We start from the raw sequence: 25309 nt of genomic DNA, 5'->3' as shown, positions 1-25309 counted from the left end.
AAACAAAAAATGAATTTTATGCGTACCAGAAGTTATAGCCGAAATGCAAAATTTGCGCTTGCGGCAACTGCCGCCATATTTGCAGCGACATCATCGTCCAGCCAGACTGTTTCAGACGATTCGGTCCCGCAGGCTGGACTTAATATCCCTGAAAAGCTTACCATTTTCGGCAACAATGATCCCAACGTCCGCCGCGCAACCGCATTGGTCAACGGTGATATTATAACCGGCACGGATGTCGGGCACCGGCTTGCTCTTATCGTGGCAGCCAATGGCGGCACGGTTTCAGAAGAAGAGAAACAGCGCCTGCGAGTACAAGTGCTACGCAACCTGATTGACGAAACGCTCCAGATTCAGGAAGCCGAAGCAAATGAAATCAACATTTCCCAAGCGGAAATCGATCAGACTTTTAATCAGGTCGCCCAACAGAATTTTGGTCAGGATATAAGCGCCTTTGACGAATATCTGCGCTCCAAGGGCTCATCCAGCGAGACTTTAAAACGGCAGATCAAGGGTGAACTGGCTTGGAGCCGTTTGCTCCGTCGCAATATCCAGCCATTCATCAATGTGGGTGAGGAAGAAGTAAATGCCATTATCGAGCGGTTGAACGCGTCCAAGGGCACGACCGAATACCGCATTGGCGAAATTTACATGGCTGCTACGCCCGAAACAGCCTCACAAATTGCTGCGAACATGCGGCAAATATTGGATCAAATCCGCCAGGGTGGTTCTTTTATCGCTTATGCTCGGCAATTCTCCGAAGCATCAACAGCTGTGACCGGCGGTGATCTGGGTTGGGTTCGTCCCGGACAATTACCACAATCCTTGGCAGAAGCTGCGAGCCAGATGCAAGTGGGTCAGGTCGTAGGGCCAGTGGAAGTTCCCGGCGGCTTTTCTATTCTTTACCTTATTGACCAGCGGCAGATTTTAACTGCTGATCCGCGTAACGCAGTTTTAAGCCTGAAACAGCTTTCGATCAGCTTTCCTGAAGGAACTACCGAAAAGCAAGCAACTGCTCGTGCGGCACAATTTGCTACTGCGACACAGAATATCAAAGGGTGCGGCGCTGCCAATGAAGTCGCTGCCACTATCGGGGCTGCTGTTGTTGACAATGATCAGGTGCGTCTGAAAGATTTACCCGGCCCATTGCAAAGCACCATAGCCGACCTTCCTATCGGACAGGCCAGCCAGCCTTTTGGATCAGTGGAAGATGGTGTGCGCGTTTTGATCCTTTGCGGTCGTGACGATCCTCAAACTGCCGCGGCTCCATCATTTGACCAGATCATGTCGCAACTGGAGAATGAGCGCGTTAACAAGCGTGCGCGGACCTATTTGCGTGACCTGCGCCGCGACGCCATTATTGAATATAATTAAGGGGGACGGGGGGTGACAAAACCCTTTGCCTTGTCCTGCGGTGATCCGGCAGGGATCGGGCCTGAAATCATATGCAAAAGCTGGCTTGAGCGAAAAAGCCGGGGCTTGAGGCCGTTTTTCGTTGTCGGAAATGTTGAGGATTTCAAGCAAGCCGATGGCAGCGGGCTTTGTGATGTTCCTATTATCAAAATATCCAACCCCGCCGATGCCATTGGTGCATTTGACACGGCCCTGCCTGTTTTTCATATCCACGACGGGGAGCCTACGGTTCCGGGCAAGCCCAGTCTTGATGGTGCACAATGCGCGCTCTATGCGCTGGAAATCGCCTGCGGTCTTGCCCGTTCGGGCGATGCCGGAGCTATTGTTACAGCGCCCGTATCAAAATCCCAGCTCTATAAGATCGGTTTTCGCTATCCCGGGCAAACCGAATTTGTGTCCGAGCGATGCGGCATAGCCCGCGAAAATGCGGTTATGATGTTGGCCGGGCCTTCGCTGCGGGTTATACCGATGACGACCCATATCGCATTGAAAGATGTGCCATCCCAATTGACGCGTCCCTTGATTATTGCCCGCGCCAAAGCGGCCCATAAAGCATTGATCCGTAATTTCGGTATCGAAAATCCGCGTATCGCGGTTGCTGGACTTAACCCGCATGCTGGCGAAGACGGCAATCTGGGCGATGAAGAGCAGTCGATCATGCGCCCCGCGATAGATGAGTTGTTAGCGGAGGGCTTTAATATTTCCGGCCCCTTCCCAGCAGATACAATGTTCCATGAAGAGGCTCGCTCCCAATATGATGTCGCGCTATGCGCCTATCATGATCAGGCACTGATCCCGCTAAAAACACTGCATTTTTTTGACGGCGTCAATGTGACTTTGGGCCTGCCGATTGTTCGCACATCTCCTGATCATGGCACTGCATTTTCCATAGCAGGCCAAGGGATTGCCGACGCGCGCTCCATGATTGCGGCGATAGAAATGGCCGGTATCGCTGCCTCTAATCGCGAAAAACACGACCTTTGAGCGACAGGTCGCCCCTGCCCCCTCTGCGGGAGGTCATAAAGAAACACGGTTTGAGCGCCAACAAGGCACTGGGACAGAATTTTCTGCTCGATACCCAATTGTTGGCCCGTATCGCGGCGGTTCCGGGGGACTTGCAGAACGCCCGTGTTTTTGAGGTCGGACCGGGCCCGGGCGGATTAACTCAGGCTTTGCTAAGCGCCGGGGCCATAGTGACCGCTGTGGAACGGGATGAGCGGTGCATACCGGCTCTGGCCGAGCTGTCCGCTCATTTTCCGGGCAAACTGGACGTTATCAATGATGACGCCATGAAAATTGATCTGGCGGCATTGTTTGACGCGCCTTTTCATATTGTTTCCAACCTGCCTTATAATGTCGGGTCTGCCCTGCTGATCAAATGGCTTTCCAGCCCGACGTGGCCGCCGGAATGGCAATCATTGACGCTAATGTTCCAGCGCGAAGTAGCCGACCGGATCGTCGCCAAGGAAGGCTCCAGTGCCTATGGGCGGCTATCAATATTGTCGCAGTGGCGCTGTGATGTCAAAATCGCCATGGCGGTTCATCGCTCTGCCTTTACGCCGCCGCCAAAGGTTATGTCGGCCATCGTCCACCTGACCCCCAAGGCGCAGCCGGAGGGTGTTGATCCGGAGATTCTCGCCAAGCTGACCCAAAGCGCCTTTAGCCAGCGACGCAAAATGCTGCGTCAAAGCCTGAAAGGACTGCCCGGCGGGCTTGATGCCTTGTCCCATGCCGGAATTGACAGTGCGCGCCGACCCGAAACCGTGAGCGTTGACGAGTTTGTCGAACTCGCGCGGTTTTTGTCGGCGCGGGCCTAAAACCGTTCAAACAAAAGACCGTTAGTGGTGAGCCTGTCGAACCACGTTTCTCAATCAGGCGCGGCATCAAGGCCATAAGCACCATTGACCTTCGGTCGGCCTTCGGCTCGACAAGCTAAAAGCTGACAGAGAGTTTCTTCGTCCCAATGGGACAAATATCTATGCTCCACAGCCTAAGTTCACTAAGTTCACACTAAGGAACCGCTTGCCTCCCCCATTTCCAACACAAATGCGCGGCAATATCGCGTGCTTGACATTTCCGGCCACGCGACAGGCGCAAATCCTATTCAGTCTGAGAAAGACGGCTGAAAGCTATCATAAGGCGCTGCTTGTAGGACAGCGTTTTTGACAGCTTTCAGATTATCCGCTCAGGCGCTTAATCCGCCTTTTTCAATTTGCGCCGATAGGCGTGCAGCAACGGTTCGGTATAGCCGCTGGGCTGTGTCGTGCCTTTGAACACCAGATCGCGTGCAGCCTGAAATGCCAGACTGTTCTCCGGATCACTTGCCATCGGGCGGTAAAGCGGATCATCCGCATTTTGCCCGTCCACTTTGGCGGCCATGCGCAGCAACGCAGCATCAACCTGCTCGGCAGAACAGACGCCATGCAGCATCCAGTTTGCCATATGCTGTGAAGAAATACGCAGCGTTGCGCGATCCTCCATCAACCCGACATCATTGATATCCGGCACTTTGGAACAACCAATGCCTTGGTCGATCCAGCGCACGACATAGCCCAATATGCCTTGGGCATTATTGTCCAGCTCGCGCTCGATTTCGTCCGCCGACCAATTGTGCCCCTTTGCCAAAGGAATGGTGAGCAATTTATCAAGCGAGGGAATCCCCTGCTCCGCTACTTCTTTTTGGCGCGCAAAAACGTCCAGCCGGTGATAATGGATGGCATGCAACGTCGCTGCTGTCGGGCTGGGCACCCATGCGGTATTGGCGCCGGTCTCGGGATGGCCGATTTTCTGTTTCATCATATCCGCCATCATATCAGGCGTGGCCCACATGCCCTTGCCGATCTGTGCCTTGCCAGACATGCCGCAAGCCAGACCAATGGCGACATTGCGATCTTCATAGGAAGTAATCCAGTCGCTCGATTTCATATCCGCCTTGGCTACCATCGCCCCGGCTTGCATACTCGTGTGAATTTCATCGCCGGTACGATCAAGGAAGCCGGTGTTGATAAACACAATCCGGTCCTTCACCGCATGGATGCAGGCAGCCAGATTAGCAGAAGTCCGGCGCTCTTCGTCCATCACGCCAACCTTGATCGTATTGCGTGCCAGCCGCAGCAAATCTTCGACTGCGTCAAACAGGTCATTGGTAAACGCACATTCTTCCGGTCCGTGCATTTTTGGTTTCACGATATAAATTGATCCTGCCTTGCTGTTGCGAAGCTCTCCAAGTCCTTTTAGGTCGTGCATAGCAATCAGGCTGGTAAATACGCCGTCGAGCAACCCCTCTGGCGCTTCCGACCCGTCAGCCAGCAAAACCGCCGGATTGGTCATCAAATGGCCAACATTGCGGACAAACATCAGGCTGCGTCCCGGCAAGGTAAAATCATTGCCGTCCATATCAACATAGTTGCGATCCGGATTGGCGCGGCGCTCTGCCTCTTTGCCACCTTTCATGAATTTGGCTGCCAGATCGCCGCGCATCAGGCCAAGCCAGTTGGTGTACGCCAGAACCTTGTCCTCGGCATCGACCGCCGCGACGGAATCTTCCATATCAATAATGGTGGTGAGCGCAGCTTCCAAAAGCACATCGGCAATATGGGCAGGATCATCTTTGCCAATCGGATGACCGGCATCAATCACGACCTCTACATGCAGGCCATTATGTTTCAGCAGCAAGGATTCACCGCGCTGTCCGACAAGCTGATCCGGATCTGCCAATTCCGGAACACCGCCGGTATAATCTGTCCATGACCCGGATTTCAACGGAAAGGCTTCGTCCAGAAACGCTTTTGCTGCCTTGATAACCGCTGCGCCGCGCACCGGATCATAGCCCCCCGGTTTGGCCGGAGCGGCATCGAGCGCATCAGTCCCGTAAAACGCATCATAAAGGCTGCCCCAGCGCGCATTGGCGGCATTCAGCACGAAACGGTCATTGAGCGAGGGCACAACCAGTTGCGGCCCTGCCATGGTGGCGATTTCCGGATCAACATTTTCGGTGGTCACCGCAAAAGGAGCCGGTTCATCCACCAGATAGCCGATCTCTTGCAAAAATGCCTGATAGGCTGCCTGATCTACAGGTTTGTCTTTGTGGGCGATATGCCATTCATCAATCGCGCTTTGTAGCACTTCCCGTTTGGCGAGTAGCTCAGCATTGCGCGGGGCAAAACGGTCCAAAATACCCGCAAAGCCGGACCAGAAATCATTCTGGTCTACACCCGTGCCGGGCAAAACGCGGTCGTTGACAAAATCAAACAGTTTCCGGGCTATCTGGATACCATTGTGATTGACATATTCGGACATTGATACTTCCTCTTTTCCATAACAGATCCATTAAACCCAGGCAGAAAGGCTTGGGAATGGTGCGAAATTTCCGGGGAGGAATCGATTGTCCATATGGCTGGTGGGGCCATTTTTGTAAATGCCTGAAATCTAGTCCTTGAATATCCATTCGCAATAAGACAGTCTTATTGCTTATGGTTGAGGAAGATAAACAGGCGCTGCTGGAAACCAGCCTTGAGCGCGCTGCAGACAGACTGGGCGATATTACAGATCCGGTGATGAACCGTTATTATGCCGTGCATCCCGGCGCGCGTAAATCTTTTCAGGAACATGGTCTGGGCAATACGGTAAAGCTTGAGGCCGAAATGGTGGAAAGCGTCGTATATTGTCTGATGACATGGCTCGACAGGCCAGAAGAAATCCGCATCATGTTTGGCAGCACTGTCCCGCATCATGAAGAAGCATTGGCCGTGAATTCGGACTGGTTCAGTGGATTGGTCGATGCTGCGGTTCATGTGATTGTCGAAACCATTCCTGACACGCATCAGGATGAACATGCGCTTTGGCAAGAGATCCATAAAGGCCTTAGCGACCTGATCGCAGATGCCCGCTACTAAGGCTCGCTTGAGCTAAAATTGCACAATTGAGTGTCCGCTTTGAACTGGTCGAGCGGAAACAGGTGGCGGCAGGTGGTTACAAATGCTATCAATTTATGATGCCTGCTCCATTATCTGAAACACCCCTGCTCGACAAAGCGAATGACTTGCCACTGCTCAAGCGCACAAAATATTGGGCAGAGGTTAATAGCGGAACGACTAATCTCGACGGCCTGAAAACTATTGCGGGCCATCTGGCCGATGCCTTTTCAGCCTTGCCCGGAAACATCGAACTGGTTGATCCGGACCCGGTGGATGCGGTGCGGCCTGACGGATCGCTCGATCAGGTGCAGCGCGGCCAGCATCTCCTTGGGATCATCCGTCCCGAAGCGCCGGTCCGCATATTGCTTACCGGACATATGGACACTGTTTTCGCGGCCAATCACCATTTCCAAAACCTTGAATGGATTGACGACGGCGTCCTGAACGGTCCCGGCGTGGCCGATATGAAGGGCGGATTATCCGTCATGCTCGGCGCGTTGCAATTGCTGGAACAAAGCGAATATGCCAGCCATATCGGCTATGACATCATGATCAACAGCGATGAAGAAGTTGGCTCCGCTTCGTCTGCTGCCTTGATTGAACGCTGTGCCCGCAACAAAGTCGCGGCGCTGACCTATGAGCCTGCCCTGCCCGATGGCACATTGGCGGGAGAACGTGGTGGCAGCGGGAATTATTCGATTATTTTTACCGGCAAAAGCGCGCACGCTGGCCGCAACCCTGATGAGGGTCGCAATGCGCTGGTCGCCGCCGCCGATATGGCTTTACAACTCAAAGCCTTGCACCGCGAGGGACTAAGCGTAAACCCTGCCAGAATTGACGGTGGCGGCCCCAATAATGCTGTGCCCGACCATGCGATATTGCGCGTCAACTTCCGGCCCAAGTCGCTTGTTGATCAGAAAGAAGCACAAAATGCGCTTGATAATCTGATCTCCGTCATTGCTAGCGGTCATGATGTATCGGTGCGATGTCATGGCGGCTTTGGTCGCCCGCCCAAGCCGGTCGACGCGCAGGCACAAAAGCTTTTTCATCTGGTCAGAAGCTGCGGGGCGGATCTGGGGCTTGAGATTAACTGGCGGGCTACCGGCGGTGTCTGTGATGGTAATAATATCGCCGCGTGCGGTGTCCCGGTTGTTGACACAATGGGTGTGCGCGGTGGAGCTATTCACAGCGACAAGGAGTTTCTGATCACCGACAGCCTGGTCGAGCGCACAAAGCTGTCGGCGCTGACGATAATGCGAATTGCTGCAAAAGGGGGACTATGACGGATTTCAGGGTAAGGGCTGCACGGATTGACGATCTTCAATATCTTTATGAAATGGCAAAACTGACCGGCGGCGGATTTACCAATCTGCCAGCGGACAAGGACAGCCTGACCGCCAAGCTAGAACGCTCGGCACGCGCATTTGACCGGACGACCGAAGAACATGGTAACGACCTGTTCGTCATGGTGCTGGAAAATGTCAAAACCGGCGCAGTGCGCGGGACATCGCAACTCTTCACAATGGTCGGGCAAAGCTGGCCATTTTATTCCTATCGGCTGAGCACCCTGTCACAAACCAGCAAAGAGCTGGACCGGACTTTCCGTGCTGAAATGCTGACACTGGTCACCGATCTGGAGGGAGCGAGCGAGGTCGGCGGATTATTTCTGCATCCCGGCGAACGCGCTGGCGGACTAGGCATGCTATTGGCGCGAAGCCGCTATATGTTCATTCGCCAGCACCGCTCGCGCTTTGGCGACCGGCTGTTCGCAGAATTACGCGGCGTGATTGATGAAGCAGGTGGCTCGCCTTTCTGGGATGGTCTGGCGGGGCGGTTTTTTGGCATGGGTTTTCAGGAAGCGGATTATTTCAACGCTATCCATGGCAATCAGTTTATTGCAGACCTTATGCCCAAACATCCCATTTATACCGCGATGCTGAGCGAAAGCGCACGCGCCGCCATCGGTATTCCCCACCCCAGTGGCCGAGCGGCGATGCGGATGCTGGAGAATGAGAATTTCTCCTATGACGGCTATGTCGATATTTTTGACGGTGGCCCGACGATGATCGCAAAAACCGATAAAGTCACCAGCGTAAAAAACACCAGGTCGGACCGGATAACAGCAATCACAACCCCCGATAACGGCTTAAAATCCATCATATCCTTTGGCCAGCTCAATGATTTTCAGGCAACTTATGCGTTTGTGGGTGAAGCCGACGGCGGCGTGACAATTGACAGGGATGCCGCCGATAAAATGGGGCTCTGTGTCGGTGACACGATCTGGCATATTCCAAGGTAATATAGGATGAGCATGGTACAGGAAATTAATTTTGACGGGATAATCGGTCCCAGCCACAATTATGCGGGGCTTAGCTTTGGCAATATAGCATCATCGACTCATGCGGGGCAGCTTTCCTATCCCCGGCAAGCGGCGCTGCAAGGCCTTGCCAAAATGCGCCATAATATCAATCTTGGGCTGGCACAGGGTTTTTTCATGCCGCTCGACCGCCCCAATAGCGGTTGGTTAAATGCGCTAGGCACCGGGATAGACGATGCCGAGGCGCATATCCGGGCTGCGGCCTATTCCGCATCATCCATGTGGGCAGCCAATGCCGCAACCATATCCCCTGCGCCCGACAGCATGGACGGCAAATGCCATATTACCCCGGCGAACCTGCTAAGCATGCCGCACCGCAGCCATGAATGGCCCGATACAATGGCGCAATTAAAGCTGGCTTTTGCCAATCCGGACCATTTTACCGTTCATGCGCCTGTCCCGCCGCCATTTGGCGACGAGGGAGCGGCCAACCACATGCGGTTATGCACCGGCCATGATGGCACGGGGGTAGAGATATTCGTTTACGGCAAAGCCGGTGGTCCCTTCCCCGCCCGTCAGCATGTCGAAGCCAGTAAAGCAGTGGTGAGAAAACATGGACTGCCGGAGGACCGCGTGATCTTTGCTGAACAATCGCAGCAGGCCATTGCCGCAGGTGCGTTCCACAATGATGTCGTCGCAGTAGCCAATGAGCGGGTTTTATTCGCGCATGAACAAGCCTTTGCCCATCGCGAGACATTTTATGCCGAGGTAAAACAGAAGTTCCCGCAAGTAGAGATTATCACCGTGCCTGCTGATAAAGTCTCTTTGGCCGATGCAATCAAATCCTATTTGTTCAACGCGCAGTTGATCACACTTCCTGATAACGGCGGGATGGCGCTCATATTGCCCACCGAAGCGAAAGAAACCGCCGCTGTATGGTCTTATCTAGAGCAACTGGTTTCGGGCAATGGCGCGATCAGGAAGCTATATCCTGTCGATGTGCGCCAATCCATGGCCAATGGCGGCGGACCCGCCTGTCTGCGGTTGCGTGTTGTTACCGACCCGAAACTGGTAGACCCGCGCTTCATTGCAACGAACAAAAAACTCGATATTATTAGCGGAATAATAGAAAAACACTGGCCAGAAACAATAAGCCCGGACCAACTTGTCGACGATGGACTACGAAAAACTGTGCAAAATGCGCGGAGGAAATTGTTGGAAGCCTGCTCCCTGCTGGAACTGCAAGCCTGAATCAGGACAACCAACTGTCGAATTAACTTACAGTTAACTATGTTGGATGTTCAAAAACCCATGTTTTCCGGGCTTGGCACAGACCTTGCTACTTATATTGCCATGTGGCGCAAAATCAAAAGACTGTTCATTATTAAAACCAAATTTGAGGTATTTTTGATCGTCTATGCTCTTGCAACCGGAGCGGTTGCCCGCGGTCAGGTCTATCTGGAACAATATCCCGGAATTGGTGGAAAGCTCTTGTTTCTCGCGTGCACAGGAGCTGTGTTCATGGCCGGAGCGAAGATGATCGAAGCCATTGATTATCACCGGGCTTATGGACGAGATTATTAAATAGCGAACGCCCGGAATCAGCGAACGCCCGGAATGAAAACCCGTATAATGGAAGATGGGGTTTCTGTTGCTCGGCACCACCCCAAAAAAGACCTAATGTGGTGAGCTTCTGTTGCTCGGTGCTCACCAAACCGCCGGTATCCCTTCTGTTGCCCGGTGGGTCCAACCGCGCTTTAACTTCTTAAGTTACAACCGTGAGGTCGTTGGCTTAAGCCGCTACTGCGAGTGCTTCGTTATCGTTTGCACTTATAGTTTTTGAGCAATCACGGCGTACTCAGGCCGGGTAAAAATAATGCTTTTCAACACACGTCGATCCTGGTTCGGCCCCGTCAATACAGATGCAAAAACATCTGAAATGGTGGAGCCGCCGGGTACTGCCCCCGGGTCCGTTGTGCCTATTGCACATCACAATTTATCACCATAGTCCGACAAAGCGGACAGCCTCTATATAGGCGTTAGTTTGTGAATTAAAAGTGTCTAGTTGGTTGCCGGACATAAAAATGGCCGACAGATGCTCTGCCGGCCATAGCTATTCTAGTTCGTCCTAAAGGACAGGATACCTAGCTTATTGAGCCAGTGCACCTTCTTGTTCATCAGCTTTTTCTTCAAGAGCGTCCGCTTTGTCTTCTAGTGCTTCTGCTTTTTCTTCCATAGCTTCTTCACCAGCTTCTGTCGTAGCGTTGTCAGCTGCTTCTTCAGCGGCATCTGCTTGCATTTCAGCTTCTTCAGCCGCTGCCTCTGTTGCATTTTCAGGACCAGCACTGTCACAGGCACCTAACATCAAAGTGGCCGCACTCATCGTTGCAATTGCTATCTTACGCATAAATCTTCCTTTATTCCCTTTTTCGGAGGCAAAAAAACCTCGCTCTAATTAACGTGTGATTTATAAGCTGGTTCCAAACAAAAGCCAAATAAAATCAAACAGTGAAATTATAGCAAGCAAAGGGATTGAACTACCCTCTCCAAGCTACTGATATTTAACGTTTATCTTTCAAAAGATCGCGAATTTCGACCAGCAAATCAATTTCTTTTGGCCCCGCTGCGGCTTCCTTCTTTGTAATTATCTTGTTTGCGTAGCGCACAATCAGAAAAATAATGAAAGCCAGAATGACGAAGTTGATAACTACCGTCAGAAACTGTCCCCAGCCCAACATGGGAACACCCGCTTCCTTCAATGCTGCATAATCGGTGGAACCGGCCAATTCTGCGGGAGGAGGGCCGAGCAGGATGAACTGGGTAGAAAAGTCTGGAGCCCCCATGATGGCGCTCACTACAGGCATGATGACATCCTCGGTAAGCGAAGTCGTGATCGTCGCAAAGGCAGCGCCGATAATGACTGCAACAGCAAGGTCCAGCACATTGCCTTTCAGAATGAAGCTTTTGAATTCGGCAAACATTTGCTTATTCTCCTGTTTTGGTGATTTCGAATAAATGCCTGATAGCCAGTGACTTGTCGAGAGATGTCATTGCAATTGGGTTGTTTCGGTACTATTTTTACATTTACATTATGTTCGTCCGAACATGCGTGATATTACGTTCCTATCGAACGCGGGAGAAAATCAACATGGGTAGCAAATTAGCTAAATTTCTGATGGTGCCGGTTTTGGCATTGGCGCTAAGCGCATGTGGCATAAACAGTGTGCCAACAGCCGAAGAACAGGCCAAGGCCAAATGGGCCGATGTCGAAAGCACGTATCAGCGCCGCGCCGACCTGATCCCCAATCTGGTTGAAACGGTGAAAGGCTTTGCTGCACAAGAGCAGGACACATTGACTGCCGTAGTGGAAGCACGGGCAAAGGCGTCATCTATTCAGGTGAGCGCCAATGATCTTGGCGATGCGTCTAAAATACAGGAGTTTGCCGCTGCACAGGGAGCATTATCGCAAAATCTGGGCCGCTTGCTCGCCACTGTTGAAGCCTATCCTGATCTCAAGTCCAATCAGAATTTTCTTGCCTTGCAAAGCCAGCTTGAAGGGACAGAAAACCGGATCAACGTAGCACGGCGCGATTATAATGAAGCTGTCCGCCAATATAATACAACGATACGGACCTTCCCCGATATTATCGGAGCAAAAATCATTCACGGCGCAGAGCCAATGGAGCCGTTCACAGCGACAACCGAAGGTGCCGATGAAGCCCCGACTGTTGCATTTTAAGGGATAATCGCTGGCACTAGCAGTTAATCTCCTTGCTGCTGATATTGGAGATAGCAAGTATATCCAGTGCATATCCGGCGGTTGGCTAATCACATTCGGGCGGTAGGAAACAGGAAATGACACATATCATGAAGACGATCCGCACCCTTTGTTTATTGATAGCCTGTTTTTTGGCTATGCCAGCCGCCGCACAGAATTTCCCCGAATTGACGGGCCGCGTTGTGGATCAGGCTAATTTGTTAAGCCCAGCGCAAGAAGCCGCACTTACCACCAGGCTTGAAGCACTGGAAACCAATTCAAGTCGCCAGCTGGTTGTCGCTACGATAGCCGACCTGGAAGGCTATGACATCGCCGACTATGGCTATCAGCTTGGCCGGAAATGGGGAATCGGACAAGATGGCGTCGGAGAAGGTGAAACAGAGAAGGACAATGGAACGATCTTGCTGGTCGCGCCTAATGACCGCAAAGTCCGTATAGAAGTCGGCTATGGCCTTGAAGGGATTATGACCGATGCCCTGTCGAGCATGATCATACAAAATGACATCCTGCCCCGCTTTCGGGATGGTGATATGCCAGCCGGGATAATGGCGGGCGTGGACAGAATTTCAACCCAGCTAACCCTTCCCGAAGACGAAGCGATGGCTTTTGCTTCCCGGGCCGCGGCCCAGCAACGCGAACGATCCGGTAAAGGCGAATCAGAATTGGCCATATTCTGGCTGATCGTGATGATAGGCCTTTTCCTTATGTCGATGGGCGGAAGACGCAGCGGCAGACGCTATCGCGGCGGAGCGGGGCCGGTTGTTATCTGGGGCAGTGGATTGGGCGGTGGCTCTGGCGGCTTTGGCGGAAGCTCCGGCGGCGGCTTCGGTGGCGGCTTCGGTGGGGGCGGCGGCGGTTTTGGCGGCGGAGGCGCATCAGGAGGATGGTAATGAAAAAAGTAAACCAGCTTTCCGAAGCGGACCATCAGCTTGTCACAAAAGCCGTGGGCGAAGCGGAAAAGCACACTGATGGCGAGATTGTCACCATCATTACCGACCTTTCCGACAAATATTATGATGCCGGCTTGCAATGGGCCATTGGCATTACATTTCTATTCCTGTCTTCACTGGCAATTTTCCCGGCCTTCTATCAATCCATAGTAGTGGGTTTATTCGGTGGCTGGGAACAGGATTTTACCACAGCAGGCGAACAAATGGCCGTCCTGTTCATTGCCAGTGTTACTTTGTTTCTGGCTATGAGCTTCCTGTTTACATGGACGCCGCTGCGGCTTTGGGTAACGCCCAAAAGCACCAAACAGCGCCGCGTCCGGAAACGGGCGATTGATTTCTTCAAGGTCGGGGCAGAACGCCGGACAATGGGTCTGACGGGTATTCTCATCTATGTATCGTTGAAAGAGCATCGTGCCGAAATTGTTGCGGATCAGGCAATTGCCGAAAAAGTCTCTCCCGAAATATGGGGCGAAGCCATGGTTGCCCTGATCGACGAAGTGCGGGCGGGTCGGCCCGGTGAAGGCATGGCTGCGGCAGTGCGCCATGTCGGCAAAGTGCTCGCAGAACATTTTCCTAAAACCGACCAGAATCCCAACGAACTACCCGACAGGTTGATCGAGCTGTGACGGACACTGATACTAAGGTCGAAACCATGTGGGAAGGCCGCTTCATTACGGCCAAACGTCATGGGCGATGGGAATATGTCGCGCGCAGTCGCGGTATTCGAGCGGCGGTTATCCTCGCCATTGACGATGGCCATGTCTTGCTGGTCGAGCAATATCGCGTGCCGCTGGGCAAAAACTGTATCGAACTTCCGGCCGGGCTTGTTGGTGATCATAATAATGATGAGGATGCCTCAGCCGCCGCGATCCGTGAACTGGAAGAAGAAACCGGCTATCGCGCCGAAACAATGGAAGATTGCGGTCAATATTATTCCTCTCCCGGCATGGTGTCGGAAAATTTTACGCTGTTCAAAGCGCATGGTTTGACCAAGGTCAGTGACGGCGGCGGCGTGGACGGCGAAAATATCACTGTTCACCGCGTAGCGATTAACGAACTTAACGACTTTATCGAGCGCAAACGCAAAGATGGCAATGCCATTGACGTGCGCTTGTTGCTGTTCTCAAATCCGGTTTAACCGGCAGTAGCGCGATTGCGCTATTAACGAAAATTATCGGCGTAGGCCTGTAACTTCAAGGTCCGGCTTGGCGTAGGCATAACGGAATAGGCGATCCCGTATTTATCGGCATAAGCAACCGCCGCGGTAACATCCGGAAATCTTAGCTGTACCTGACGCCGCGTATCACCAGATCCCGCCCAGCCGGTTAGAGGGTCCGGCTTGCGTGCTTCAGCCGGTTCAAATTCCAGTACCCATTTATCCGTCAAAGCCGTTCCCGACTGCATCGCATTCATGGGTCTTTGATAAATCCTAGCAACCATCGCTTCTTCCTTCGTTGATGCCGTCGTATTTGGTGTCAATAAGCGCGAGAGATAGCAAACTCAACTGCTTCGGTCATCGCAGATTTTGCCTTGCCCGCGGGAAAAGAACCTAGCGCATCTATCGCTCGCTGACCATAATGGCGCGCGCGTGAGACTGTATCTTCGATAGCGCCTGTCTGATGCAATAAATTTGTTGCAAAACCGAGGTCATCGTCGGACAGTTTATGGCCAATGATCGCATCTTTCCAGAATTTGCGATCCTCTTCACTGCCCCGCGCATAGGCCAGAATTACCGGCAAAGTTACCTTCCCTTCACGAAAATCATCGCCGGGATCTTTGCCCATGGTTTCCTTGTCGGATGAATAATCTATCGCATCATCGACCAGTTGGAAAGCAATACCCAGATTGCGTCCATAAGAATCGAGTGCCAGCTCCGTTTCTTCGTCGCGTTCGGCGACAACACCGGAAATCCGGCTTGCCGCAGCAAATAGAGCCGCTGTCTTGGAACCAATAATGTCGAGATAACGATCTTCGCTGGTATCAATCTTGCGCTGGGCCGTCAGCTGGTTCACCTCACCCTCGGCAATGATAGCCGAGGCGCTGGACAGGATTTTGAGAACTTTTAACGAGCCGTCTTCGACCATCAGCTCAAAAGACCGGCTGAACAAAAAGTCGCCTACCAACACAGTAGCCGGATTGCCGAACACCAGATTGGCTGTAGTTTTGCCACGCCGGAGATCGGAGCCATCGACAACATCATCATGGAGCAAGGTTGCTGTATGAATAAATTCAACCGCAGCAGCCAGTTTGAAATGGCGGTTTCCTTCATATCCGATCAATTTGGCCGCCGCCAACGTCAGCATGGGCCGCATTCTTTTGCCCCCGCCAGCGATCAAATGTCCCGCAAGTTTCGGTATTAAAGGGATTTCAGACTGCATCCGGTCAAGGATCACACTGTTCACATGATTCATATCGCTGGCGACGAGCGCCATTAACGGTTCTAGTGACGGGGCGGATTCGCGCCCTAAATGATGGACTGTTGCAGACATATTGAATGCGATGTGGCAATGGAATAGCGATAAGGCAAGCGAAATCACTGCATCTACAAGTGAAGTTTGCAAAAGTTGCGTGCAAGTTTATCAAGCGGCTAATTTTAACATCAATCAGGCGGCAATATATGGACGACAAGCTCAAACAATATCGTGAAAGTATCAACAACATCGACGCCGCACTGGTGTTCATGCTTGCTGAACGGTTCAAGGTCACTCAGGCCGTTGGCGAATATAAGGCCAAAAACAACCTTCCTACCGCTGATCCCTCGCGTGAACAGGAACAGATTGCCCGCTTGCGCCAATTGGCTAGCGATGCCAATCTTGACCCCGAATTTTCAGAGAAATTCTTGCGGTTTATCATTGATGAAGTCATCCGCCACCACGAACGAATCCGTGAAGAATCTAGCTGACAATCTGTGCGGGCGGCTTGGGTAAACTCAAGCGCACCATCAATCCGCCCAAATCTTCGCTTTCTTCAAGCGAGACCTTGCCCTGATATATTTCCGCAACATCGCGGACAATGGCAAGGCCAAGACCCGTTCCCGGTTTTCCGGTATCCAGACGCGCTCCGCGATTGAATAAGCGCTCACGGGCCTCTGCCGGAATACCGAGTCCGTCGTCTTCAATCAGTAATTCGACGAATTCGTCACCTGATTCAACCGTGACAAAAACACTGCCGCCCCCATATTTGGCGGCATTTTCGACAAGATTTCCGATCATTTCGTCAAGATCCTGACGCTCGACCGAAACCACCGCGTCCTTGTCACCGTCAATATCAATACGGACATGCTTGTAAAGCCGGCCAACGGCACGCTCGACCGCCTGTAAACTGGGCCAAACGCGTGAACGGCTATGGACATGGCCACGGCGGCCAACCGCGCGGGCACGGGCCAGATGATGATCGACCTGACGGCGCATAATGCCCGACTCGCGGATTACCGTATCCGCCAGATCAGCTGATTTTGCCGTGGCACTGTTCATGATGACTGTCAGCGGTGTTTTTAGCGCATGAGCCAGATTTCCCGCGTGTCGCCGCGCTTCCTCCGCCTGATTTTCGTTATGATCAAGCAGCTCGTTCAGTTCATCCACCATCGGGGTCACTTCGTTGGGCATAGGCTCGCTAACGCGCTTTTTCTGACCATTACGCATTTCGCTTATCGCTTTACGAATTTTCCGCAGAGGCCAAAGACCATAAAGCGTTTGAAGCGCGGCCATGCCAATCAATCCCAGGGCCAACAACAAAAAGCTGTTAATCAAAATCGCCCGGATCTCGTTTACCTGTGCGTTTAATCCCTCACGGTTCTGGGCAACTTTGAAAGACCATTTTACCGTTGAATCCGGCAGAATCACCGTGCGCTCCACTATTCGCAAAGGTTCTTCGGGAAATTGATTACTATCATATAAATGGATGCTCATATCATCATGCGGCACCCCGTGCTCCAATGTCCGGTCCCACAGCGAACGCGATGTAAAATCATCATGTCCTTTTCCGCTGATCTGCCAATATAAACCACTGTTGGGTTCCAGAAAGCGTTGATCGCCCAGTGGCCGATTAAAAAACACCTCACCCATAGGATCAATTTCCGCCGACGCGATCATCGCCGTTAGCGCATATTCCAACTGGTTATCAAAATTGCGCGTGACAGCATTAACGAGCACGCGGTCAAGCGCTACGCCACCGCCCAGTAGCAGTACAATGATCCATGCAGCAGCAATGCCGATCATCCGGCGGCTAAGCGACCCTGTAGTTTGTGTAGCTATCGGGGGTTTGGGCCGGGTGTCTGCTTCATCGTCTGGAAGGTCTATATTATCCGTCTCATTCAGTTGTCTGGATCCTCAAGACTATAACCCAGCCCCCTGACCGTGGAAATAACTTCCGCGCCCAGTTTTTTACGAATGCGTGTGACAAAAACTTCAATCGTATTGGAATCGCGATCAAAATCCTGATCATAAATATGTTCGATCAATTCCGTTCTGGAGACGACTTTGCCTTTATGGTGCATCAAATAGGACAAAAGCTTATATTCCTGAGCGGTCAGCTTTACCGGACTACCGTTTAGCGTCACCTTGCCCGAACGCGTATCCAGCCGCACATCACCCGCCGTCAGTTCCGACGAGGCATTTCCCGACGCCCGGCGGATTAATGCGCGCAGGCGGGCGATCAGCTCTTCGGTCTGAAACGGTTTGGCAAGATAATCATCAGCGCCGGCATCAAGCCCCGCCACCTTATCCGACCAGCTATCACGCGCAGTCAGGACGAGAACGGGGAAATTCCTCTCTTCCTTGCGCCAGCGATCCAAGACAGTCAGGCCGTCTATTTCAGGCAGACCAAGATCAAGGATAACAGCATCATATTCTTCGGTTGAGCCCATGAAATGGCCATCTTCCCCATCAGTAGACAGGTCAATCGCATAGCCATTGCTTTCCAGCGTCGATTTTAGCTGTTGGCCCAATGTGGGTTCATCTTCGACTATAAGCACGCGCATAAAGTTACTCCGGATAACCTGTTTTCATGAGGATAATGCTATATCATCAACATTATATCCCACAATGATATAAAGAGAAAAAGGATAAGCTAGGGTGACCCTAACGGCGCTGGCGCAAAATGGCCCCGGTCCGGCCATCAACATCAACGAATATGACGCGGCCATTGCGAATAAACTTCAACCGGTAAACCTTTGCCGAGGGATCATATTCAGGCCCAAGATATTGGCTATCGGGCATTCTTGGCAGGACCATGTTTTCAATCGAACGTAAGGACTTACCCTTGCCCGCCATCATCTGGGCACGGGCAGCCTTCTGTTCGTTGTTTCGCTGAACAGCATGCGCGGGATATACTGTTACCGCCAGAGCGGCAGACGCGACAACCACAGAAAGAACGATTTTTTTCAACATGATCAATCTTTTAGCCCCGCGCCTTTTAACAATAGCTGAACAGCTGTTTCAGCTTAACATGGTTAACGCGTCATTTCATAGGTAATATTCAAATTAACCCTCGTTCCGACCTGCCCTGGCGCTACCGGAACCGAAGACTCTTCCATCGCCATCATCCTGTTAGCGGGCATCGGGCGCGGCGAGTTGTTACGGATGCTTTCTGCAATAGACAGCACACGCACGCCTTTATATCCCGCAGCTTTGGCATAGCTTTCCGCCTGCTGCCGGCCATTGGCAAGCGCCCGTTGCCGTGCCATTTTTTTAACCGCACTGTCATCATCAATGGAAAAATGTGGCCCGTTAAGATTGGTCGCGCCGCCTTCACTGACCAGCGCATCCAATATCGTACCAAGCCTGTCTATATCGTGAACCGTTGCTTGCACCTGATTGGAAACGCGGTAACCGACAAAACGGTTTGTTTCCGTCTTACGGTCATATTGATAATGGGCATGCAGGTTGATGCCTGTGGTCTGAATATCCTTGTCTGCGATGCCAAGCTCCTTCAACTTGTCGATCACCCTTTTGGCTTGCCGGGAATTATCGCGCAGCGCCTGCGTCGCAGTTGGTGCTTTGGTTTCCACGCCGGTAGAAAATGACGCGGTATCGGGGCGACTGTCAATCTGTTCTGATACGCTTAGTTCTATAACGGGGTTTTGCGCCGTGATCTGGACATTGGCAGCAATTGCCGCCGGGCCAGTCCCGATCATTGCGGTCGCCAGACTGATCATTGCAAGATATTTCATAATATTCCTTCCGATAATTCCAAAAGTAAGCTGTCATGTTTCGGTTATATCTATCAACCTTTTAAGCACCCTATCGGTTCCGCAAAATATGATTATTAAAAACGCAACTTGAGCAAACCAACCATTAGCACTATCGCGTATGAACAATGGCACAACCACCTATTTTTTCTTATGAACGCCTGTCCCTCCACCAAGGTGAAGGGTGGCTGTTCCAGGATCTTGACCTGCATGTCGGACCGCGCGACCGTTTGGCTCTGATTGGCCGTAACGGGGCCGGAAAAACAACATTACTGCGCCTGATTGCTGACCAGATTGAACCGGACAAGGGCAAACGGATGATCCAGCCCGGGGTAAATATCGTAATGCTGGAACAGGAACCGGATTTTACTCCGTATGAAACGCTGCTGGATTTTGCCATTTCCGGAAATCCTGGACCAGCTGAGTTTGAGGTACAATCCATTGCAGACCAGCTTTCGACGGATCTGTCTATTCGTGCTGATAAAGCGAGCGGCGGTGAAAAACGCCGTGCGGCTATTTGCCGTGCGCTGGCTTTGGAGCCTGATCTGTTGCTACTGGATGAGCCGACCAACCACCTTGACCTTGGCGCGATTGATTGGCTGGAGGATTGGCTGCGGCGGTATAAAGGCGCATTTATCACAATTTCCCATGACCGGACATTTCTTACGCGGCTGACCAAACAGACCATCTGGCTGGACCGCGGTGCACTCCGGCGTCAGGAAATCGGTTTTGGCGGCTATGACGCGTGGATGGAAAAAGTCCATGCAGACGAGGCGCAGACTGCAAGCAAAATTGACGCGAAGCTGAAACTGGAGGCCCGCTGGCTGGAACGCGGCGTTACCGCCCGTCGCAAACGCAATCAGGGACGCCTGCAAAAACTATACGAAATGCGGGCCGCGCGAGCAGCCATGATCGGTCCTGCTGGCACAGCCAATTTAAAAGCGCAAAGCGATGATGTCCGCACCAAATCGGTTATCACGGCAGAGAATATCTCGAAATCATTTGGCGAAGGTGACACCAGCCGCACGATCATCCGCGATTTTTCCCTACGCATACAGCGCGGCGACCGTATCGGTATTGTCGGCGCTAATGGTGCTGGCAAGACAACATTGCTGAAAATGCTGACCGGCAAGCTGGAGCCGGATAGCGGATCGGTCACTCTGGCAAAAACGCTAAATGCTGTGTTCATTGACCAGCAACGCAGTCTTTTGGAAGACAGTAAAACCGTCCGTGATATCATCGCCGATGGCAGTGATTGGGTGGATGTTCGCGGCGAGAAAAAACATGTCCAAGGCTATCTCAAAGACTTTTTGTTCGCGCCCAGCTTGATTGATGCCAAGGTCGGCACCTTATCAGGCGGCGAGCAATCACGGCTTCTGCTTGCGCGGGAATTTGCGCGCATGTCAAATTTGCTGGTGCTGGATGAACCGACCAACGATCTTGATCTTGAAACGCTCGACCTGCTTCAGGAAGTCATTTCCGATTATGACGGCACTGTGCTGCTGGTCAGCCATGACCGTGATTTTTTGGATCGCACGGTAACGGTTACGCTGGGCCTGGACGGCAGTGGCAAGGTCGATATTATCGCGGGCGGCTATGCTGAATGGGAAGCCAAAAGAAAAGCAGATAAAAATCAGACCAAAACTAAAGGCGGAGATAGGCAGGCTTCATCAAAACCAGCCGCCAAATCGACTACTCCGGCTAAAAAGCTCAGCTATAAAGACCAACGCGACTTTGACATGCTACCGGACCGGATTGATGCAATTGATAAGCGGATGGCAGAAATTGCCGAAGCATTGGCTGACGCTGATTTATATACCAAAGATTTCGCAAGGTTTGAGAAGCTGACTGAGGAAAACTCAGCCCTGATTGATGAAAAGGACGAAGCGGAAATGCGCTGGCTTGAGCTGGCAGAGCAAATCGAACAGCTACAAAAGTAGAGCGTTAGATCAACAAGCCGCCTCGGCTGCCCCTTAACTGCTTGGCCGAAAGTGTCAAATTTAGCTATTGTCGCCACATCAATATATATCATCAGATAGTAGTTCTAATGCATTGTAAAAAAACCATTTAATTGCCAAATCGCTGCTCTCCGCAGGAGTAGATTGCACATTACAACCCTATAGCTATTCACAAATTATTAAGCTATTTCTAACCGCATGGTCGGGGGGCAGCGAATAATATGGACGAAGTCCGCTATGAAATTGCCGCAATAAAGTCGGTATTAGAGCAGGCTACGGAAAAAATGGAAGCTCTGAACGGGCTGTTCGGGTCTAGCGATAGTGAAGAGCCCCCTGCTCCCCTGGTTTCAATCAACAATATTGATACGACCGAGCTTGTTCGCCGCGCTGAGAAACTGTTGAAGTGGAGCCAGTTCAAGACAAATATGTTGAATTTCGGCTCCGGATTATTCGCTGATTCCTGTTGGAACATGTGTCTCGATACCTATATTTGCGACCTTAAGGGCAAAGAGATTACCGTGTCATCCATCGCCCATGGTTCTGGCATTCCGATGACCACGGCGATGCGCTATATAAATGTCATGGTCGAAGAAGGATTATTGGTCAAATCACCCAATCCTTCGGACAACCGAATGATATTCCTCTCTACTTCTGCGGCTTGCAAAGATAAAATCTCAACCTTGTTACGCCATTTAGACTGATTGGCCGAGCCGGAATTAACCCCCTCGCGAAACAACTCGGCAATGTTAACTTCACCTTAACCATCGTTGTTCATTACGGTTTCTACCAGGTGACGGTTGAGAGATTGCGGGATCTCTCAACCACCCAAATACCGGCGTTGCCGGATTCATAATTGTTGTCTGGGTAGTTAAATGAGTCACGCAAATATCGAAACGCTCCTCGCGTCAAAGCTGATCGGCAATAGTCCAAAGATGCAGCAGCTACGGATGCTGGTGAAGTTCGCCGGACGCTGTAACAGCTCTATTATGATTACCGGCCCTTCCGGTAGCGGCAAAGAAGTTGTGGCCGATGCGATCCACACTATTTCCGAACGCGCAGCGGCTCCTAATATTACGGTCAACTGCGGTGCTTTGCCTGAACAATTGATTGAATCAGAACTTTTTGGTCACGAAAAGGGCAGCTTTACCGGCGCGTTTAACAAGCATATTGGCCTGTTCGAGCAATCTGATAACGGCACTATTTTTCTGGATGAAATTGGTGATATGCCGCTGAATATGCAGGTCAAATTGCTGCGGGTACTGGAAACGCGGATTGTGAACCGCGTTGGAGGTAGCCAGAATGTTCCGATCAATGTTCGGGTAATCGCAGCGACCCATAAAAATCTTGGTTCAGCCATTCAGCAAGGGTCATTTCGTGAAGACCTTTTCTATCGGCTTTGTGTTGTCCCCATCGAAGTTCCTGCACTGAACGAGCGGGCAGAAGATATTCCCGCGTTGATCGAGCATTTTTTAAAGATTCAATCCAATGGTAATCCTGCGCCAATTTTTACCGCAGAGGCTCTAAAGGCTCTTCAAAACTATGAATGGCCCGGCAATGTGCGTGAATTACGCAATGTGGTCGAGCGCGCCACGGTATTTTTCTCGGGCCAGCAGGTCCATGCACATGATATTACGGCACTGGTACAATCAGAGATTGTTCCTGCTATTGATGACGAGCGAGCAGAAGCTGTGCATCCGGCTTCTCAACAGGTAGCTTTAACGAATAATGTCGGGCATGTTTCGGCTAATAATGTCATTGACCTGAACGCCTATCTGAAAAATGAAGAGCGGCGCATCATATTGGACGCTTTGCAGGCCTCTCACGGCGTGATTTCAAAAGCGGCCCGTTCGATCAACATCAAACGCACAACCTTTATCGACAAAATGCGGAAACACAGCATTGATAAAGAATGGGAAGAAACTGTCGCATTGGCCTCCGGCTTCTAATCCGATATTCGGCCCAGCCGGCACCGCCGCTATTATTTAACCGGTGCGATGGCTAGCCAGGCCTTCTCTATTTCATGCAGCATCTCTCTGGCAGATTCAGCCCGTTCGATAAATGATGTCCCGACCTCTGCTTGTATCCGGCGGCCAGCTTCTGCGTAGATACTATGCAGGGTTTGCGCCAGATCGCCCGCTGCTTCAAAATCCAGTGACTCGTCCAGTCCATTAAGAATGCCCAGTGCCTTAGCCCGATATTCAAACAGTTTTCCGTGATTATCGCGCCGTGCATTCTCGATCATAAGGTCCAGACTGTCACGCAATTCAGCGAATAAAAGAGCCACCAGATCGTGGGGGGTTGCAGACAGAACGCGGCTGTTTTTTGCAACGGATTTATAGCTTGATGCACGCCGGATATTGGTTTGGAATGTCATATATATTACTCTCTGGTCAGTCTTTATCAAAGGAAGCGAACTGTTGTTCGACATAAGATTGGGTTGCACGCAGAACGGACAGTTGCCGCTCCAATCCTGCAAAAGTGGTCTGTAATTGTTCACGCAGACGTTCACCGTCTTCATTTATTTTCTCTCGCCGTTCCGCAATGGATTCGCGGATTGTCGCAAGCCGCTTCTGCGCCAAAGCCAAAGCACCGTTTTCATCCTGTAAACGGGAAGAGATCTTATCAAGGGCGCCGCTCAACCCGATGTTGGTATCGGTCTTGACCGCTGGCTCGAGCATCAATTTGATCGCGCCGGGATCTAGCGCTATCGCAGCGTCAAGCCGGGCGCTGTCAATTGTCAACGTGCCATCATTTTCCGTGCGAACGCCAATATCTGCCAATGTCCGGAAATCACCGACATCCGTTAGCGGTGTCGAGCTTAACTGGCTGAGTTGGCGAATGACTTCACGCGCGCCCCTGTCTCCGGCCAGCGGCCCCCCGCTTTCACCTGCTAAACCGGGAGCTGTCGCACTATTCAAGGAACTGCGTAATTCGTTATAGGCGGTGACAAATTCCTTTACCAGATCACGAATATCAAGCGGTTCGGAATCCCCGCTAATGGTAAAAACTGTGCCGGGCTCTGCTGCCAATAAAGATATTTGCACACCGGGAATTGCGCCCAGAACGGTGTTACTGCTGTTGGTCAACTCAATACCATCGACCCGAATAATGCTATCCGCTGCGACGCCGATATTCGTCAGATTCATCGCTGGTGATGGGCCGCTCTGCGTGATCGTAAAGCCATTATCGACGCCCTCTTGCGCCTCAAACACAATCCGCGCGCCAGCCTTATCAGTGATAATCGACGCTGTAACGCCGCTATTGCTGGCATTAATCGCGTCTTTCAATCCGGTCAGGCTGTTATTTGCCGCGTCGATAACAACATCAAAACTGCCCCCGTTATTGGTGATAGTCAGCGTGCGCTCTCCAACCGGATCAGAGGCGCTGGCGAACAGGTCCGACATTTCTCGCTGCGCCGCTGCCACTTGCACAACCTCTATTGATGCGGGCAAACCTTCGGGACGCGCGCCTTCTACTACCACCGCATTGGCAAGCCCTGTTTGGCTGGATATCAGTTCACCGACAAACCCCTGCCCGTTCAGGGTTTCTTTTACCGCGTCGGAAAATGTGGTCATAGCCGAGGCCGTTGCAGCCATAGCCGATATTCGCGTGCTGTTTAACTGGCTTTGCTGTTCAAGCCGGCCCAATTTTGCGCTCGTTGACGCTGCGACCAGATCAGAAACCATCTGGGCCGAATTTAATCCGGAACCGGCACCGATGCTATTTATGACATTACTATACATTATTCTCTCGCCTTCGGGATCATTTACGGCATGTTCGATATTGGATT

The 25309-nt window shown here is 51.8% G+C and carries 27 protein-coding genes and 1 other RNA gene; 16 read left to right on the top strand and 12 right to left on the bottom strand.

What is annotated here, in order from left to right:
- Positions 1–18: 18 nt before the first annotated feature.
- The 3 genes from AB1K62_RS01580 to rsmA are packed head-to-tail and all read left to right on the top strand — an operon-like array spanning position 19 to position 3230.
- Positions 19–1374, top strand: a complete 1356-nt coding sequence (locus AB1K62_RS01580) for a peptidylprolyl isomerase (RefSeq protein WP_367000698.1) — start codon at positions 19–21, stop codon at positions 1372–1374.
- Positions 1375–1386: 12 nt separating this feature from the next.
- A complete protein-coding gene (gene pdxA / locus AB1K62_RS01575) occupies positions 1387–2397 on the top strand; it encodes a 4-hydroxythreonine-4-phosphate dehydrogenase PdxA (RefSeq protein ID WP_367000696.1) in 1011 nt (336 codons plus the stop codon).
- Positions 2398–2447: 50 nt separating this feature from the next.
- On the top strand, positions 2448–3230 hold the full coding sequence (gene rsmA, locus AB1K62_RS01570; protein ID WP_367000694.1) for a 16S rRNA (adenine(1518)-N(6)/adenine(1519)-N(6))-dimethyltransferase RsmA: 783 nt from the start codon (positions 2448–2450) through the stop codon (positions 3228–3230).
- A 376-nt stretch (positions 3231–3606) separates the two neighbouring features.
- Here the strand turns inward: rsmA and AB1K62_RS01565 are convergent, their stop codons facing one another.
- Positions 3607–5712, bottom strand: coding sequence for a malate synthase G (locus AB1K62_RS01565; RefSeq protein WP_367000692.1), 2106 nt, complete (start codon positions 5710–5712; stop codon positions 3607–3609).
- 173 nt (positions 5713–5885) lie between these two features.
- Between AB1K62_RS01565 and AB1K62_RS01560 the strand changes: the two genes are divergently transcribed.
- The 5 genes from AB1K62_RS01560 to AB1K62_RS01540 all read left to right on the top strand — a co-directional run bounded on the left by AB1K62_RS01560 (position 5886) and on the right by AB1K62_RS01540 (position 10230).
- Positions 5886–6308 carry a hypothetical protein gene (locus tag AB1K62_RS01560; protein WP_367000690.1) on the top strand — a complete coding sequence of 141 codons (423 nt, stop codon included), beginning with the start codon at positions 5886–5888 and terminating at the stop codon, positions 6306–6308.
- Between the two features lie 95 nt (positions 6309–6403).
- Entirely contained in the window at positions 6404–7612 is a 1209-nt protein-coding gene (locus AB1K62_RS01555; protein WP_367002015.1) for a hydrolase, read from the top strand.
- Positions 7609–8628 carry an arginine N-succinyltransferase gene (locus AB1K62_RS01550; RefSeq protein ID WP_367000689.1) on the top strand — a complete coding sequence of 340 codons (1020 nt, stop codon included), beginning with the start codon at positions 7609–7611 and terminating at the stop codon, positions 8626–8628. The genes AB1K62_RS01555 and AB1K62_RS01550 overlap by 4 nt, the downstream gene beginning before the upstream one ends.
- A gap of 12 nt (positions 8629–8640) precedes the next feature.
- A complete protein-coding gene (locus tag AB1K62_RS01545) occupies positions 8641–9897 on the top strand; it encodes an N-succinylarginine dihydrolase (protein WP_367000687.1) in 1257 nt (418 codons plus the stop codon).
- A gap of 39 nt (positions 9898–9936) precedes the next feature.
- Positions 9937–10230, top strand: coding sequence for a hypothetical protein (locus AB1K62_RS01540; RefSeq protein ID WP_367000686.1), 294 nt, complete (start codon positions 9937–9939; stop codon positions 10228–10230).
- A 136-nt stretch (positions 10231–10366) separates the two neighbouring features.
- Here AB1K62_RS01540 and ssrA read toward each other — a convergent pair.
- The 3 genes from ssrA to mscL all read right to left on the bottom strand — a co-directional run bounded on the left by ssrA (position 10367) and on the right by mscL (position 11627).
- Positions 10367–10707, bottom strand: a transfer-messenger RNA (tmRNA) gene (gene ssrA / locus AB1K62_RS01535).
- 88 nt (positions 10708–10795) lie between these two features.
- The gene (locus AB1K62_RS01530; protein WP_367000685.1) at positions 10796–11053 is read right to left on the bottom strand and encodes a hypothetical protein; all 258 of its coding nucleotides are present in this window, start codon (positions 11051–11053) and stop codon (positions 10796–10798) included.
- 154 nt (positions 11054–11207) lie between these two features.
- Positions 11208–11627, bottom strand: coding sequence for a large conductance mechanosensitive channel protein MscL (gene mscL / locus AB1K62_RS01525; protein WP_367000684.1), 420 nt, complete (start codon positions 11625–11627; stop codon positions 11208–11210).
- Between the two features lie 167 nt (positions 11628–11794).
- Here mscL and AB1K62_RS01520 point away from each other — a divergent pair, with 167 nt between their 5' ends.
- The 4 genes from AB1K62_RS01520 (at position 11795) to AB1K62_RS01505 (ending at position 14512) form a co-directional block, all read left to right on the top strand.
- Positions 11795–12385 (top strand): LemA family protein, encoded by a 591-nt coding sequence (locus AB1K62_RS01520; protein ID WP_367000683.1) that lies wholly within the window; start codon positions 11795–11797, stop codon positions 12383–12385.
- A gap of 116 nt (positions 12386–12501) precedes the next feature.
- Positions 12502–13314 (top strand): TPM domain-containing protein, encoded by an 813-nt coding sequence (locus AB1K62_RS01515; RefSeq protein ID WP_367000682.1) that lies wholly within the window; start codon positions 12502–12504, stop codon positions 13312–13314.
- The gene (locus AB1K62_RS01510) at positions 13314–14000 is read left to right on the top strand and encodes a hypothetical protein (RefSeq protein WP_367000680.1); all 687 of its coding nucleotides are present in this window, start codon (positions 13314–13316) and stop codon (positions 13998–14000) included. The genes AB1K62_RS01515 and AB1K62_RS01510 overlap by 1 nt, the downstream gene beginning before the upstream one ends.
- A 26-nt stretch (positions 14001–14026) precedes the next feature.
- Positions 14027–14512, top strand: coding sequence for an NUDIX hydrolase (locus tag AB1K62_RS01505; RefSeq protein ID WP_367002014.1), 486 nt, complete (start codon positions 14027–14029; stop codon positions 14510–14512).
- Between the two features lie 23 nt (positions 14513–14535).
- On the opposite strand, the gene AB1K62_RS01500 is transcribed toward AB1K62_RS01505, so the two are convergent.
- Positions 14536–14814, bottom strand: coding sequence for an ETC complex I subunit (locus tag AB1K62_RS01500; protein ID WP_367000678.1), 279 nt, complete (start codon positions 14812–14814; stop codon positions 14536–14538).
- Between the two features lie 35 nt (positions 14815–14849).
- Positions 14850–15863, bottom strand: a complete 1014-nt coding sequence (locus AB1K62_RS01495; RefSeq protein ID WP_367000676.1) for a polyprenyl synthetase family protein — start codon at positions 15861–15863, stop codon at positions 14850–14852.
- A 128-nt stretch (positions 15864–15991) separates the two neighbouring features.
- Between AB1K62_RS01495 and AB1K62_RS01490 the strand changes: the two genes are divergently transcribed.
- Complete coding sequence (locus AB1K62_RS01490; protein ID WP_367000675.1) at positions 15992–16276, top strand: chorismate mutase; 285 nt, start codon at positions 15992–15994, stop codon at positions 16274–16276.
- Here the strand turns inward: AB1K62_RS01490 and AB1K62_RS01485 are convergent.
- The 4 genes from AB1K62_RS01485 to AB1K62_RS01470 form a co-directional block, all read right to left on the bottom strand.
- Entirely contained in the window at positions 16269–17591 is a 1323-nt protein-coding gene (locus AB1K62_RS01485; protein ID WP_367000673.1) for a HAMP domain-containing sensor histidine kinase, read from the bottom strand. The two genes, AB1K62_RS01490 and AB1K62_RS01485, sit on opposite strands and share 8 nt — an antisense overlap.
- Before the next feature lie 95 nt (positions 17592–17686).
- Positions 17687–18352, bottom strand: coding sequence for a response regulator transcription factor (locus AB1K62_RS01480; RefSeq protein WP_367000671.1), 666 nt, complete (start codon positions 18350–18352; stop codon positions 17687–17689).
- Between the two features lie 100 nt (positions 18353–18452).
- Positions 18453–18761: a PepSY domain-containing protein gene (locus AB1K62_RS01475; RefSeq protein WP_367000669.1), complete on the bottom strand. Its 309-nt coding sequence runs from the start codon at positions 18759–18761 to the stop codon at positions 18453–18455.
- A 62-nt stretch (positions 18762–18823) separates the two neighbouring features.
- Positions 18824–19543 (bottom strand): SIMPL domain-containing protein, encoded by a 720-nt coding sequence (locus AB1K62_RS01470; RefSeq protein WP_367000668.1) that lies wholly within the window; start codon positions 19541–19543, stop codon positions 18824–18826.
- Positions 19544–19689: 146 nt separating this feature from the next.
- On the opposite strand from AB1K62_RS01470, the gene AB1K62_RS01465 reads away from it, so the two are divergent.
- The 3 genes from AB1K62_RS01465 to AB1K62_RS01455 all read left to right on the top strand — a co-directional run bounded on the left by AB1K62_RS01465 (position 19690) and on the right by AB1K62_RS01455 (position 23465).
- Positions 19690–21501 carry an ABC-F family ATP-binding cassette domain-containing protein gene (locus AB1K62_RS01465; protein ID WP_367000666.1) on the top strand — a complete coding sequence of 604 codons (1812 nt, stop codon included), beginning with the start codon at positions 19690–19692 and terminating at the stop codon, positions 21499–21501.
- Between the two features lie 239 nt (positions 21502–21740).
- Positions 21741–22220, top strand: a complete 480-nt coding sequence (locus AB1K62_RS01460) for a helix-turn-helix domain-containing protein (RefSeq protein WP_367000664.1) — start codon at positions 21741–21743, stop codon at positions 22218–22220.
- A gap of 171 nt (positions 22221–22391) precedes the next feature.
- On the top strand, positions 22392–23465 hold the full coding sequence (locus tag AB1K62_RS01455) for a sigma-54 dependent transcriptional regulator (protein ID WP_367000662.1): 1074 nt from the start codon (positions 22392–22394) through the stop codon (positions 23463–23465).
- Between the two features lie 32 nt (positions 23466–23497).
- Here the strand turns inward: AB1K62_RS01455 and AB1K62_RS01450 are convergent, their stop codons facing one another.
- Together AB1K62_RS01450 and fliD are read right to left on the bottom strand one after the other, a co-directional pair.
- Complete coding sequence (locus AB1K62_RS01450; protein WP_367000660.1) at positions 23498–23893, bottom strand: flagellar export chaperone FliS; 396 nt, start codon at positions 23891–23893, stop codon at positions 23498–23500.
- A gap of 16 nt (positions 23894–23909) precedes the next feature.
- A complete protein-coding gene (gene fliD, locus AB1K62_RS01445; RefSeq protein WP_367000659.1) occupies positions 23910–25262 on the bottom strand; it encodes a flagellar filament capping protein FliD in 1353 nt (450 codons plus the stop codon).
- Between the last annotated feature and the right edge of the window lie 47 nt (positions 25263–25309).

Source organism: Parasphingorhabdus sp. JC815, from assembly GCF_040717415.1.
In the GTDB taxonomy this organism is placed as follows: domain Bacteria; phylum Pseudomonadota; class Alphaproteobacteria; order Sphingomonadales; family Sphingomonadaceae; genus Parasphingorhabdus.
The sequence above is the reverse complement of the archived record's forward strand: the minus strand, read 5'-3'. Positions and strand labels throughout refer to the sequence as shown.